This window comes from Bifidobacterium animalis subsp. animalis ATCC 25527, assembly GCF_000260715.1.
Lineage (GTDB): Bacteria > Actinomycetota > Actinomycetes > Actinomycetales > Bifidobacteriaceae > Bifidobacterium > Bifidobacterium animalis.
In genome coordinates this window covers 792,351-805,787 of record NC_017834.1, presented here as the reverse complement: position 1 = coordinate 805,787, position 13,437 = coordinate 792,351, and the positions used below count along the sequence as shown (strand labels likewise).

Genomic DNA, 13,437 nt, shown 5'->3' with positions numbered 1-13,437 from the left:
CATTGCAACGGAATATGGATGCGCAGGCGTGAGGAACGAACATGGCAGAGGTAGATGACGAACGGACGGCATTGATGAGATTGGTGCCCTCCCGCGGGGAGGACAACAGATCACTGGATGCCGATGAGATCTATGAACGATTCTTCGACTGGGTGGTCGAGGAGCGTGGCATAGAGCCATGGCCGCATCAGGAGGAGGCGGTGCTCGACCTGCTCGCTGGAGACCATGTAATACTCAACACACCTACCGGCTCGGGAAAGTCGCTGGTCGCGCTGGGTATGCATTTCGCGGCATTGTGCACTGGACGGCGCTCGTACTACACCGCGCCGATCAAGGCGCTGGTCTCCGAGAAGTTCTTCGAGTTGGTCAATGTGTTCGGCAGAGAGAATGTGGGTATGATCACCGGTGACTCGCATATCAACGCCGAAGCGCCAATCATATGCTGCACGGCCGAGATTCTCGCTAATCAGGCGCTGCGTGAAGGCCGTCGGGCTGACATCGGCTGCGTGGCCATGGATGAATTCCACTACTACGGCGATCCGGAACGCGGCTGGGCGTGGCAGGTGCCGCTGCTTACCCTTCCACAGACCCAGTTCCTTCTCATGAGCGCGACGTTGGGCAATGTGGACACGATTGCGGATTCGCTCGAGGACCTCACTGACACCGACGTGGACATCATCGCCGAGGCACGCCGGCCTGTGCCACTCAGCTACCGATATACCACCGATCCGCTCGAGAAAACGGTGGAACTGGCGGTACAGAACGGTGAGACCCCCATATACATCGTGCATTTCTCACAGGATGCCGCACTCGACACCGCGCAGTCACTGTCGAACACCGGTGTGTCCACCAAGGAGCAGCGCGAGGCAATCGCCAAGGCGATGTCGGGCACGAAGTTCACAACGGGCTTCGGGAAGATCCTCCAACGGCTGCTCCGTACCGGCGTGGGAATCCACCATGCAGGTATGCTCCCCCGTTACCGTCGTCTGGTGGAGCAACTCGCCCAGCAGGGGCTGCTGCCCGTCATTTGCGGCACTGATACGCTTGGCGTGGGCATCAATGTACCGATCCATTCGGTGATCCTGACGCAGCTGACCAAATTCGATGGCATCCATATGCGAAAACTGCGCGCACGTGAGTTCCATCAGATAGCCGGACGCGCAGGCCGCTCGGGCTTCGACACCGAAGGACTGGTGATCGCCGAAGCTCCCGAATACGAAATTGAAAACGCCCGTGCCGTGGCGAAGGCGGGGGGTGATCCGAAGAAACTCAGGAAGATCAAGCGAAAGAAGGCACCGGAGGGATTCGTGACATGGAATGAGTCCACATTCGACAAGCTGATCGAGAAAGAACCGGAAACGCTGATCCCCCATATGAAGATCACCCATTCGATGGTGCTCAATGAGGTCGCCCAGGGCGGCGATGCCAGAAAACGCATCGAGCGACTCATCGACGATTCCGCGCAGACCGAGGAGCAGAAGAATGCGTTGCGCACCCGCGCCGATGAGATCTTCCGCACACTCATCGACACCGATGTGATCGAAATCGAACAGGAGGACGGCCGCGACTACTACTACACCACCGTCGATCTTCCGCAGGATTTCGCGCTCGACCAACCGCTGAGCCCATTCCTCATTGCCGCCCTTGAATTGCTCGATCCCGACTCCCCGTCATATGCACTCGATGTGATCTCAATGGCCGAAGCCACGTTGGAGGATCCAAAGCAGATCCTGCGCGCCCAGGAGCGGCAGGCCCGGGACAGGGCGATGGAGGAGATGAAAGCCGATGGCGTCGATTACGATGAACGTCTCGACCGTCTGCAGGACATCACCTATCCCAAACCATTGAACGACCTGCTCACTGAGGCATTCGACCAGTATAGGAAAGACGTTCCCTGGGCCAACGACTACTGGATCAATCCCAAGTCCGTGGTGCGCGACATGGTCGAGACCGCTTCCGATTTCAACGGCTACATCACACGCTACAACGCGGCCCGTTCGGAGGGGACGCTGCTGCGCTATCTCTCCGATGCATACCGCGTGCTGGCCAGAACGGTACCCCCGGAGAAACGCAACGAGGAACTCGACGACATTATCGCATGGTTGCGCGTTCTGGTCCGCTCGATTGATTCCAGTCTCGTGGACGAATGGGAGAATGCCGGTACACAGGCGCAGGAGGCCGCGAACCTCGCCGCACCGAATGTGGCGAACGCCGTGGTGGAAGATCGTCGCGGGCTCATCGTGCTCATTCGCAATGCGATGTTCCGCCGTGTGCAGCTCATGGACCTCGACCGGCCCGATGAGTTGGGGGCACTCGACAAGGCATGGTATTACGATGTGCACACGTGGGAAGATGTGCTCGATGACTTCTATGATGAGCACGAATATGTGAACACGGATGCCAGAGCTCGCGGCGGTGAGTATTTCGTCCTCGATACCCGCCATGAGCAGGATTGCCACGAGTGGACGGTGCGGCAGATCATCGATGATTCCGACGGCGACCACGATTGGGCGATCACCGGCACTGTAGATCTCGATGCCACGCAAGATAGCGGAGAAGTGGTGTTCACCGACTACTCGGTGCGTGACGTAGTCAACGACAACGATGCCGCCACCGTGAAGGCGCGCTGAGACCCAACTGTTCACTCGACGCCGAGTCTGGCCAGAGCCTCGTCACGATCGGCGTCGAGTGGCGGCCATGTCTGATTGAAATTCTTCATGGTCGTGCGCAGCAACTCCGAAACGACCATGCGGGAGTACCATCTCTTGTCCGCGGGGATCAGATACCACGGTGCAATCGAGGTGCTCGTCCGTTCGAACACCTCCTGCCAGGCGGCCATGTAATCGTCCCATCTGTCACGGGCATCGAGATCGGAGGGGTCGAACTTCCAGTATCGTGTCGGATCGTCGAGACGTCGCAGAAAATGCTGCTTCTGCGCTTGCCTGCTCGACACGAGGAAAATCTTGATGATCGCACAACCTGACCCCGCGAGCTCTGCCTCGAAGTCATTGATCTGCCCGTATCGTGCGCGCCATGTCGCCTCAGGCAGGGAACCTGTGATGCGCGGCATCACGATGTCCTCGTATTGCGAACGGTCGAAGATGGATATCCAGCCATTTGCCGGCAACTCCCTGCGAATACGCCACAGGTAGTCGTGGGCGAGATCCTCCTCGCTCGGCTTGCCGAAGCCATGGTAGTGAATGCCCATTGGATCCACCTGACTGAATACATGGCGCACAATGCCACCTTTGCCGGAGGCGTCCATGCCCTGCAGCACGATGAGCACGCGATGCGCGTCACCATGGATGCCGTTGGCGTACATGAGCCGCTGATAGTTGGCTATTTCGGAGCTGCTGTCGGCGATGAACTGCTCACCGGCCGCCTGGTCACCGTCAAACCCTGGTTTTGATCCGGCATCGATATCGACCAAACGCGTATGCGAATGGAACCGCAATAACTGCGCCGGGGGCAACGACCATGCGGCGCTGAGCGTTTCACTGCTCTTTGCCTCCCGCGCGAGGCGCTCAGCCATCTTCCTGGCCTTGCGTTCCACCGCTGTGATGGCTTCGCCCTTTTTCGAACCTCTGCCGTTTTTCTTGTCGCTTGCCATACCAACATTCTAGGCATGTGACACGTGCACTGGTCAAAAAAGAATGTGGGGTGCGCAAGTGCGCACCCCACATCGCATGCCGTATGCGTTACGGTTCACATGGCACGGCCGGTCATCGACCCCCTGCACCCTTCGAACGGTGGTGCATGTGGTGCTCGGCCGGAACATGCTGGCTCTGCGGCTGTGTTTCATCATAGCCCTGCACATAGCGCGTGCGACGCCATCCGTGAATCCTCGCATTGGTGCCACGATGATGCACATGATAGAGACGCTGGGAGCCGCCGAGCGGGCGCCCCTCCTTCGCCACCGCGATCTGGTTGACGTTGGACGGGTCCATGATGGCGATCGGCGCCACCGGTTCGGGCTCGGTGGGTGCGAGCGTGTGTTGCTGCATGCGTACCGGCAACCATTCGGCCAGTCTCGACAGCAGCCAGCAGATGATGAAGTAGATCACAGCGGCCACAACGAGCGTCTGCAGAATATTGAAGTACATCGAGCCCAAGCGCCGCGATTCCTGTAGCAGATCGGTGTACATGATGATCGAACCGAGCGCCGTGTCTTTGAGCACGACGACGAGCTGGGTCACGGCAGCGGGGAGCATCGCGTAGATGGCCTGCGGCACTTCGATGCTCATCAGCGACTGTGTACGGGTCATACCCAGTGCCACTGCGGCCTCATGCTGGCCGCCCGGCAGGTTTCCGACACCCGAGCGGATGAGCTCGGCGACGACCGAACCGTTATAGAGCACGAGCGAGATCACGACGGCCCAATAGGAGGGGCTCGGCAAATCCAGGAAGGCGAATGCACGCCAGAAGAAGATCATCATGATCAACACCGGCACGGCACGGCAGAACTCGATGACGATCGCGCAGATCCCCTGCACGATTCTGCTCGGCAGCAGACGACCGATGCCGAATACCAGACCGAACACGACCGAACCGATCACCGCCAGGAACGCGGCGCGCAGTGTGGCCCACAGGCCCGGCAGATAGAAGTCCGACCACGCCTCGCCATCCAACGCCGGCTTCCACAATTCCCAGCTGAGCTGGTTCTCGCCGTCCGGTGGATTGTGCAGACGCAGCACAATGAGCACGAGCACGACCACGAACAGAATCGTGGCCACCCAGTTGATGATGCGGATGCGCTTGAGGCCCTTGGGGCCCGGCTGGTCGAACAGCAGGGAGCTTTCGTCTGAATTACCCACGGTTCACCTCCTGACTGCGAGCTTGTTGGACAGGTACGTGGTGAGGATGCCGATCGGCAGAATCAGAATCACGTATCCCATCGCGAAGATGAGGAAGATCTGGATGATCACATCGGGCCGGAATTCGATCATCTCGCTCATGAGCGACGAAGTCTCGGTGGCCACCGACGCCGCTGCGGCGACGGTCGAGTTCTTGAGCAATGCGATCAGCGTGTTGCCGAGCGGCGCAACAGATCCTCGAATGGCCTGCGGCATGATGATCAGTGTGGCGGACTGCATGAAGTTGAGGCCCATGGCCCGAGCTGCCTCCGCCTGCCCCTTGGGCACCGTGTTGATGCCCGAGCGCAACGATTCCGCCACGAACGCGGCGGTGTACAGACTTAGGCCCGTCGCGGCGAGCCAGAAGAAGTTCGTCTGGAAGTTGTCGGAGAAGCTCAGCTTGAGCTGCGCGAACGCACCCAGCACCATGAACACCATGATGATCGTCAATGGCATGTTCTTGAACAGCTCGACATAGCCGGCCGACACCCTGCGCAGCGACGAGACCGGCGAGATGCGCATCATGACGAGAATGAGGCCCAGAACCGTCGAGAACAGCGCAGCCCATAGCGTCAGTTCGATGTTGACGAGGAACGCACCGGGAATGTTATAGCTTCTGAACAGGGAAATGAATCCTTCCATGCCGCTCACTCCCCTTCGTCCGGTGTCGGTGGATTATATTTCGGATCCGGCTGGTAATCGGTGCCTTCGGTGTTCTTCTCGATGGCCCGTTCCCACTCACCGCTCTTGATCATGTCTTCAATGGCGGCATTGATCTGCTTGGCGAATGCGGTGTCACCCTTCTTGATGCCCACCCCGTAGTATTCCTGCGTGAAGGGCTTGCCCACCACACGCAGCTTGCCACGAGACGCCGAGGCCAGACCGGCCAGAATGATGTCATCGGTGGTCACGGCGTCGACAATGCCGGAGAAGAGCGCCGTGGCGCATTCGGCATAGCCGGGCTGCTCCATCAGCTGGACCTCCTTGGCGAATTTCTCCTTCACCACCTTGGCTGACGTGGAGCCGGTCACGGAGCACAGGCGCTTGCCATTGAGGTCCTCCGGGCCATTGATCGAATGGTCGTCTGCACGCACCATCAGATCCTGCCCTGCCACGAAGTACGGCCCCGCGAACGAAACCGCCTTCTTGCGCTCGTCGGTGATCGAATAGGTCGCCAGGATCATGTCGACGTCACCGTTTTGCAACATGGCTTCGCGTTGTTTCGACGGAGCCTCGAGGAACTCGATCTCGGCATCGGTATACCCCAGCTGGTTGGCTACATATCGCGCCACATCGACGTCAAAGCCCTCGAATGTGCCGCTCTTCTTGAATCCCAAGCCGGGCTGGTCGTATTTGATGCCGATTCTGATTTTCTTCTCGCCGTCCGCAGACGACGAACCGCAGGCCGCCATCCCGAACAGCGCACTGGCGGCGCACACCATGGCGATTGCCTTGCGCGCCAACCCCTTCTTGTATCTATGTTTCATCGTTCTCCCTTCACCGAGCCATGCATGACGAACCAGATTCCGCTCTCCTCAACGGGACCCATAGGACGTGCATGGCCCATACTGCATCAGTGCGTGAGAATCTTCGACAGGAACTCCTGGGCACGCTCCGTCTGGGGGTGCTCGAAGAACTCGTCGGGCGTGCCACGTTCGAGAATCTGGCCGTCGGCCATGAACACGATCTTATTGGCCGCCTTGCGCGCAAAGCCCATCTCGTGCGTGACACACAGCATCGTCATGCCTTCCTGGGCGAGTTCGACCATGACGTCGAGCACTTCGTTGACCATTTCAGGATCGAGCGCCGAGGTCGGCTCGTCGAACAGCATGACCTTCGGATGCATGGCCAGCGAGCGCGCGATGGCCACGCGCTGCTGTTGTCCACCCGATAGCTGCGACGGCATCTTCATGGCCTGCGAATCGACGCCAACTCGCGCAAGCAGGTCCATGGCCTCCTTCTCGGCCTGATCGCGGTCCATGTGACGCACCTTGATCGGCGCAAGTGTGACGTTCTCGAGGATCGTCTTGTTCGCGAACAGATTGAACGACTGGAACACCATGCCCACTTCGGCGCGCAACTGGGCCAGCCCCTTGCCCTCCTGGGGCAATGCCTGACCGTCTATGCGGATGACACCGGAATCGATGGTCTCCAGTCGGTTGATGGTGCGGCACATCGTCGATTTGCCGGAACCAGACGGTCCGACGATCACGAGCACCTCGCCCTTGTCTACTTTCAGATTGATGTCGCGCAGCACATGCAGATTACCGTAGTACTTCTCCACATGCTCGAGTTCCACGAGATGATGGGCGTTCTCGCCGCTCGGCGACAATTGTTCCACAGTGTTGTTTTCGCTCATAGCGGCATAGTTTATAATCCTATGTGTAACGAGATGTTACCTTCGTTCGCTCATCACGGAATATTGGGCCGATATCATGCAAAATCAATGCCACTGACGTCTCGCATTCCGAAATAACTAGACATATGAAGAACCTTTGCATAGTTCGGCACAATGAGTGCCAACGAGTCAGGCCACCTCGTGATGCGTCTGAAGGAATGCCACTGCCTCGCCTATCGCGCGCATGCGGTCATCGCCGTTGAACTTGTGGTCGAGGTTCGTGTACAGGCTCACGGTGCAGTTCGCCATCGCGTTGCCGTAGTTGCGCGCGCAGTTGGGATCGATCACCTTGTCCTGCTCGCCCTGAATCGCCAGAGCGGGTCCCTTGAACATGGCAGCCGCCTCATACACCGGAATCGTCTTGGCGATGCGAGAGTACTTGCCGGTGACCTCATGCTTGCCATCAGCGAGCGTAATGCGCCGCGGAATGTGATAGGGGTCGAATGGGACTCCCAGCACACGTCCGCGCAATGCGTCATCCTTGATCGAAGCCGCAGGCGCAAGCAGGGCCAGGGAATGGACCACATCGGCATACATGCCTGCCGTCATGCCTGCAATCACACCGCCCTGTGAATGCCCGAGCAACGAGATCTCCGCCGGTTCGAAGCGGTCGCGTACAAAATTGAGTACCGCGATGGCGTCCTCCACTTGATTGTAGACGTCGGAATTCGCAAATGAACCATCACTGTTGCCACGACCGTTGAAATCGAACCTCACGGACGTGAATCCCGCTTCGACGAGCTGGTCGCTCACCTGCTGAAGCAGGCTGCCGGGTTCATACCCCAGATCGGCCATGAACCCGTGCATCAGAATCACCACCGGCCCCTTCGGTTCGCCCTGCGGTGCGTCGATGCGTCCATGAAGCTTCAGCCCATCACGCATCACGGTGATTTCCTCGGTATGTGTGCTCGTCGTCATATTGCCTCCTGCATGGGATGCGCGTACTGGTGTTCTGCATCTCATCGTAATGCGAAGAACCCGGTTCTTCTCGATTCAAGCTATTGGCTATAACAGGCACACCATACATGACGGAAGCGGCCGACCCGCCTAGGGTCGGCCGCTTCCGTCATGTATGGTGGCGTGATTGCGACGTAATCACATGATGGCGTTGAGCCATTGCTCCTTGGTCGCCTTCTCGGCTTCCAGTTTGGCCTTCTTCTTGGCGTCGGACTCCTTGGCAATCTGCTCGTCCAGCTCGGCGAGCTGCGCCTTGAGTTGGCCTTCGAAGCTCGACTTACGGGCGTCTGCCTCGGGGTCGGTCTTCTTCCAAGCAGCATCTTCGACGGCCTTGATCTGGTTGTCCACGGCATCCAGACGCCCCTCGATGCGGCGCATGTCCTCACGCGGCACATAGCCGATCTGATCCCACTCCTCCTGAATCTGCGCGAGCTTGGCACGTGCCTGCTTGGCCTGTTCCTCGGTCTTCACCGGCACGAGTGCCTCGGCCTTCACCAACAACGCCTCCTTCTGCGCCAGATTCTCCTTCTCGTTGGAGCTGATCTGTTCACGGTCGGCCTGACGCGCATTGAAGAACGTATCGGCAGCAGCGCGGAACTGCGCCCACAGTGCATCATCCTCATTCCGACCGGCGCGACCTGCCTTCTTCCAACGGTCCATGAGTTCGTTGAACTGGCGCGAGGTCTCGCCCCAAGCTGTGGAATCCTTGATTTCGTTGGCTTCGGCGATGATCGCCTCCTTCTGCGCCTTGGCGTGGGACCGCTCGGCGTCACGGGCCTGGGCCCACTTGCGACGAGCCTGATTGAAGGTGGTGCGGGCACCTGAGAAGCGCTTCCACAGAGCATCCGCCTCAGACTTATCGATGCGGATCGTGGTGCGCTGATGCTCCTGCCACTGCTCGAACAGTGAACGGAACTTGTCGGCGGTGGAACGCCAGTTCGTATTATCGCCCAGTCCGGCGGCAAGGGCCTCGGCCTTTTCCACAATGGAGGTGCGTTCGGCGATCGCCTTGGCCATGGCCTCCTTGCGAGCCTTCGCGATGGCCTCCTTTTTCGCGGCGGCCTTCTTGCGCAGCTCCTCCAACTGGGATTGGAGTGCGGGGATGTTGCCCACAACAGCCGGCTGCTTAACCTCCTCGGTCAGCGCGGCGAGCGTCTCGTCGATTTCACGGGGCTTAATCGAGTTGGACTTGAGTCGGTTTGCGAACACGTCGAGTTTGGCCTTGAGATCGAGGTAACGTCGCGCGTACAGGGCCAACGCCTCGTCTGCCGACGCGTCAGGGAATTGCCCCACCTCACGCTCGCCCTCGCCTTCCTTCACATATACGGTGCCGTTGTCATCCACACGGCCGAAGCTCTCCGCCTCCTTGAGCTCGACATCGTCATGCGACGACGATGGCGCCGGATGCGCCACAGGGCTCTTGGCGAGAACAGCCGGGGAGGGAGCATGCGCCTTCATGGCCGCCGGGCTCGGCGCGGCTGCGGTCGGCTTCGTCGCCTCGTCGTTCGCGACTGCGTTGTCTGTGATCTTGGATTCGGTGACGTTGGAATCGGCCATGGTCAGCTCCTTAGCTTGCGAGATGGGGAGGGAAGCACATTCCCTTCCTCGGAACACACTAGCCCAGTATAGACAAGACTCACGATAGTCCGCCACCGACGTTTTTCCCCGACCTCACTTATTATATGGAACGTGGCAAAAGGTGCATCTATATCAGGTTTCCCAGAATGGCTCCCCGCTGAACGCGTGGTGGAGCAGCGTGTCATTGACACGCTTCGTGAGGTATTCGAGCTCAACGGGTTCATCGGCATCGAAACACGTGCCGTCGAACAGGGGTCGAGTCTGTTGAAGAAAGGCGAGACGAGCAAGGAGATCTACCTGCTCTCCCGTCTTCAGGAGGTCGGCCACGAATCCGACGCCCCTGTCGAACAGCGACTCGGCCTGCACTTCGATCTGACGGTTCCGCTGAGCAGGTACGTGGTGGAACATTCCGGCGCGTTGCCGTTCCCGTTCAAACGCTGGCAGATCCAGAAGGTGTGGAGGGGTGAACGCCCTCAGGAGGGGCGTTTCCGCGAGTTCGTGCAGGCCGACATCGACGTGGTCGGCGACGGCACGCTCCCCTCGCACTACGAGGTGGAGCTTCCGTTGGTCATGGTGAACGCATTGGAACGGCTGCGTGAGTTCGGCCTGCCGAAGGCCACCGTGCATGCGAACAACCGCGAGCTGTCCGAGGGCTTCTACCGCGGGCTTGGTCTGACCGACATCGAAGGCGTGCTGCGTGAGATCGACAAACTCGACAAGATCGGACCCCAAGCGGTGACCGATCTGCTCGTTGAGACCTGCGGTGCCACCGAGGCACAGGCTAATGCCTGCTTGGAGCTTGCACAAGTCACCGCAAAAGACGGCCAGGAGCTCATTGAGAAGTTCAATGGACTGTGCGAAATCCACCACATCCCGTTCGACGGCGACGAGTACGCCATGGCGAAGGAGGGTCTGGACACCCTTTCAATGATCATCGACGAGGCCTGCCGCATTCGCCCCGGCTCGGTCATCGCCGATCTCAAGATCGCCCGCGGTCTTGATTACTACACGGGCTCCGTATACGAGACGTTCCTCGAAGGTGCAAGCGATCTGGGATCGATCTGCTCAGGTGGCCGTTACGACAATCTGGCCACGCAGGGCAACCGCAAATACCCTGGAGTGGGTCTCTCAATCGGCCTGTCTCGCCTGGTCTCCTACATGCTGCACAGGGCGGGCGCCACGGCAAGCCGCATGTCGCCGGCGTGTGTGCTCGTGGCCGTATGGAACGAGGAGAACCGAGGGGACTCGAATGCCATCGCCAATACGTTGCGTTCCCGCGGCATCGCGGCCGATGTGGCCCCCACGGCGGCCAAACTCGGCAAGCAGATCAAGTACGCCGACAAACTCGGAATCCCATACGTCTGGTTCCCGAATGAGAACCCCGAGAACGACGGCGGTGACGAGGTGAAGAACATCATCACCGGAGATCAGCGTCCAGCTGATGCACAGTCGTGGCAACCGGATACTGTGTATGCCCAGCAAACCGTTTCCATCAATGCCGACAACCGTTGAAAAATCGGCGTTCAGAACAGTTTTACCCAAGAACAATGCAATGGAGAATAGAGGAAGCATGAGCCAGCAGACGGCTTATCGTACACATCACGCCACCGACGTGACCGAAGGTCTGGTCGGCGAGCACGTCACGCTTGCCGGTTGGGTGGACCGCCGCCGTGATCATGGCGGCGTGGCATTCATCGATCTGCGTGACAACACCGGTCTGGTGCAGGTGGTCATCAACGACGAGGAGATGGCTCATCCGCTGCGCAGCGAATACGTGATCGAGGTGGACGGCAAGGTTCGCCTGCGTCCGGAGGGCAACGAGAACGACCATCTGGCGACAGGTAAGGTCGAGGTCGTGGCCGAGAAGATCCGCGTGCTCGCAAAGTCCGACGCGTTGCCTTTCCAGGTGTCCACCGCACTCGAAAACGAATCCGAGAACAAGCTGCCGGGCGAGGATGTGCGTCTCAAGTACCGCTACCTCGATCTGCGACGTCCGGCCATGCAGCGCAACATCAAGCTGCGTTCCGACATGATGCGCGCCGCTCGCACCGAACTCGACAAGCTCGGCTTCACCGAGGTCGAGACCCCGACGATGATCAAGTCGACGCCCGAGGGCGCCCGTGACTTCGTTGTCCCGGCACGTCTGGTTCCCGGTTCCTGGTATGCGCTCCCCCAGTCCCCGCAGCTGCTCAAGCAGCTGCTCATGGTGGCCGGTGTCGAACGTTACTACCAGTTCGCGCGCTGCTATCGCGATGAGGACTTCCGCGCAGACCGTCAGCCCGAGTTCACCCAGCTTGACATGGAGATGAGCTTCGTGGATCAGGAAGATGTCATCGCCATGGCCGAACAGGTGATCAAGGCCATCTGGAAGGCCGATGGATACGACATCGAGACGCCGATCCGCCGCATCCCGTGGCAGGAGGCCATGGACAAGTATGGCTCCGACAAGCCTGATCTGCGCTTCGGAAACGAGCTCATCGAACTCACCGATTATTTCAAGAACACGCCGTTCCGCGTGTTCCAGGCCCCATACGTGGGCGCGGTGCTCTTCAAGGGCGGCGCCTCCACCCCCCGTCGCCAGTTCGACGCCTGGCAGGATTGGGCCAAGCAGCGTGGCGCCAAGGGTCTTGCGTACGTCGTGTTCGGCGAGAATGGAGAGCTCAAGGGACCTGTCGCAAAGAACCTCTCCGACGAGGAACGCAATGGGCTCAAGGAAGCTGTGGGTGCCGAGGATGGCGATGCCGTGTTCTTCGCGGCAGGTGCCCGCGAATCCTCCCAGTTGCTGCTCGGTGCCGTACGCGTCGAACTCGCCAACCGCGCCGGTCTGCTCGACCCGAAGAAATTCGCATTCTGCTGGGTGGTCGACTTCCCGCTGTTCAAGCGCACCGACGACCCGGACGACGATGACGTGGCAGTCGGCCATTCCAAGTGGACGTCGATGCACCACCCGTTCACAATGCCGTCGAAGGACTGGATCGACACCTTCGATGAGGATCCCGAGCATGCGATGAGCGATTCCTACGACATCGTGTGCAACGGCAATGAAATGGGCGGCGGCTCGGTGCGTATCCACCGTGACGACATTCAGGACCGCGTGCTCAATGTGCTTGGCATCACGCCTCAGGAGGCTCAGGATAAGTTCGGCTTCCTGCTGGAGGCCTTCAAGTACGGCGCGCCGCCGCACGCAGGCATCGCCCTCGGTTGGGACCGCACGGTCGCGCTGCTCGCCGGTGCGGATTCGATTCGCGATGTCATCGCCTTCCCGAAGGCAGGTGGCGGTCGCGATCCGCTGACAGGCGCACCTGCCCCGATTTCCGACGAACAGCGTGCGGAAACCGGTGTGGATTACGATCCGGAAGAGGATGAGGACTGACTTCCTCACTCAACCGCTCAGAGCATGGAAGGGGGATGCGCAAACTGCGCATCCCCCTTCCATGCGTTGTGGTGCGTTTTCCTCTCCGTACAGATGCATGCCACAACATCTGCCGTCGCATGCCCCCCCCTTGCACACCCGGCCTGATTCCTGTTTCCCTTTTCTATATGTGCCACCCTCCCCTATGCTTCCGACTATACAGCTTTCCGAAATACGATACCCTATTTCTTAAATATTCTTCACATACTACCCATATTCAGTATTTTTTCTTGTCTTTA

General features: G+C 59.4%; 10 protein-coding genes. 3 read left to right on the top strand and 7 right to left on the bottom strand.

Features of this window, described 5'->3' with window-relative positions; translation table 11 throughout:
- The first annotated feature begins 41 nt into the window (after nt 1-41).
- Entirely contained in the window at nt 42-2,630 is a 2,589-nt protein-coding gene (locus BANAN_RS03395) for a DEAD/DEAH box helicase (RefSeq protein WP_014697541.1), read from the top strand.
- 11 nt (nt 2,631-2,641) lie between these two features.
- Here the strand turns inward: BANAN_RS03395 and BANAN_RS03390 are convergent, their stop codons facing one another.
- The 7 genes from BANAN_RS03390 to BANAN_RS03360 all read right to left on the bottom strand — a co-directional run bounded on the left by BANAN_RS03390 (nt 2,642) and on the right by BANAN_RS03360 (nt 9,765).
- Nucleotides 2,642-3,610 carry a PPK2 family polyphosphate kinase gene (locus BANAN_RS03390; RefSeq protein WP_014697540.1) on the bottom strand — a complete coding sequence of 323 codons (969 nt, stop codon included), beginning with the start codon at nt 3,608-3,610 and terminating at the stop codon, nt 2,642-2,644.
- A gap of 112 nt (nt 3,611-3,722) precedes the next feature.
- Nucleotides 3,723-4,814 carry an amino acid ABC transporter permease gene (locus BANAN_RS03385; protein WP_014697539.1) on the bottom strand — a complete coding sequence of 364 codons (1,092 nt, stop codon included), beginning with the start codon at nt 4,812-4,814 and terminating at the stop codon, nt 3,723-3,725.
- A 3-nt stretch (nt 4,815-4,817) separates the two neighbouring features.
- The gene (locus BANAN_RS03380) at nt 4,818-5,495 is read right to left on the bottom strand and encodes an amino acid ABC transporter permease (RefSeq protein WP_014697538.1); all 678 of its coding nucleotides are present in this window, start codon (nt 5,493-5,495) and stop codon (nt 4,818-4,820) included.
- Between the two features lie 5 nt (nt 5,496-5,500).
- Complete coding sequence (locus BANAN_RS03375) at nt 5,501-6,340, bottom strand: glutamate ABC transporter substrate-binding protein (RefSeq protein ID WP_014697537.1); 840 nt, start codon at nt 6,338-6,340, stop codon at nt 5,501-5,503.
- Between the two features lie 86 nt (nt 6,341-6,426).
- Nucleotides 6,427-7,212 (bottom strand): amino acid ABC transporter ATP-binding protein, encoded by a 786-nt coding sequence (locus BANAN_RS03370; RefSeq protein ID WP_004218146.1) that lies wholly within the window; start codon nt 7,210-7,212, stop codon nt 6,427-6,429.
- A 168-nt stretch (nt 7,213-7,380) separates the two neighbouring features.
- The gene (locus BANAN_RS03365) at nt 7,381-8,169 is read right to left on the bottom strand and encodes a chlorogenic acid hydrolase (RefSeq protein ID WP_014697536.1); all 789 of its coding nucleotides are present in this window, start codon (nt 8,167-8,169) and stop codon (nt 7,381-7,383) included.
- 177 nt (nt 8,170-8,346) lie between these two features.
- The gene (locus tag BANAN_RS03360; protein ID WP_014697535.1) at nt 8,347-9,765 is read right to left on the bottom strand and encodes a DUF349 domain-containing protein; all 1,419 of its coding nucleotides are present in this window, start codon (nt 9,763-9,765) and stop codon (nt 8,347-8,349) included.
- A gap of 132 nt (nt 9,766-9,897) precedes the next feature.
- Here BANAN_RS03360 and hisS point away from each other — a divergent pair, with 132 nt between their 5' ends.
- Nucleotides 9,898-11,298, top strand: a complete 1,401-nt coding sequence (hisS, locus tag BANAN_RS03355; protein ID WP_041776979.1) for a histidine--tRNA ligase — start codon at nt 9,898-9,900, stop codon at nt 11,296-11,298.
- Nucleotides 11,299-11,356: 58 nt separating this feature from the next.
- Nucleotides 11,357-13,159, top strand: a complete 1,803-nt coding sequence (gene aspS / locus BANAN_RS03350; RefSeq protein WP_014697533.1) for an aspartate--tRNA ligase — start codon at nt 11,357-11,359, stop codon at nt 13,157-13,159.
- Nucleotides 13,160-13,437: the final 278 nt, after the last annotated feature.

Excerpts from the sequence above, each read along its gene's own strand:
- BANAN_RS03365 (WP_014697536.1), bottom strand. The coding sequence starts at position 8,169 with ATGACGACGAGCACACATACCGAGGAAATCACCGTGATGCGTGATGGG.
- BANAN_RS03370 (WP_004218146.1), bottom strand. The coding sequence starts at position 7,212 with ATGAGCGAAAACAACACTGTGGAACAATTGTCGCCGAGCGGCGAGAAC.
- BANAN_RS03380 (WP_014697538.1), bottom strand. The coding sequence starts at position 5,495 with ATGGAAGGATTCATTTCCCTGTTCAGAAGCTATAACATTCCCGGTGCG.
- BANAN_RS03390 (WP_014697540.1), bottom strand. The coding sequence starts at position 3,610 with ATGGCAAGCGACAAGAAAAACGGCAGAGGTTCGAAAAAGGGCGAAGCC.
- aspS (WP_014697533.1), top strand. The coding sequence starts at position 11,357 with ATGAGCCAGCAGACGGCTTATCGTACACATCACGCCACCGACGTGACC.
- BANAN_RS03375 (WP_014697537.1), bottom strand. The coding sequence starts at position 6,340 with ATGAAACATAGATACAAGAAGGGGTTGGCGCGCAAGGCAATCGCCATG.
- BANAN_RS03395 (WP_014697541.1), top strand. The coding sequence starts at position 42 with ATGGCAGAGGTAGATGACGAACGGACGGCATTGATGAGATTGGTGCCC.
- BANAN_RS03360 (WP_014697535.1), bottom strand. The coding sequence starts at position 9,765 with ATGGCCGATTCCAACGTCACCGAATCCAAGATCACAGACAACGCAGTC.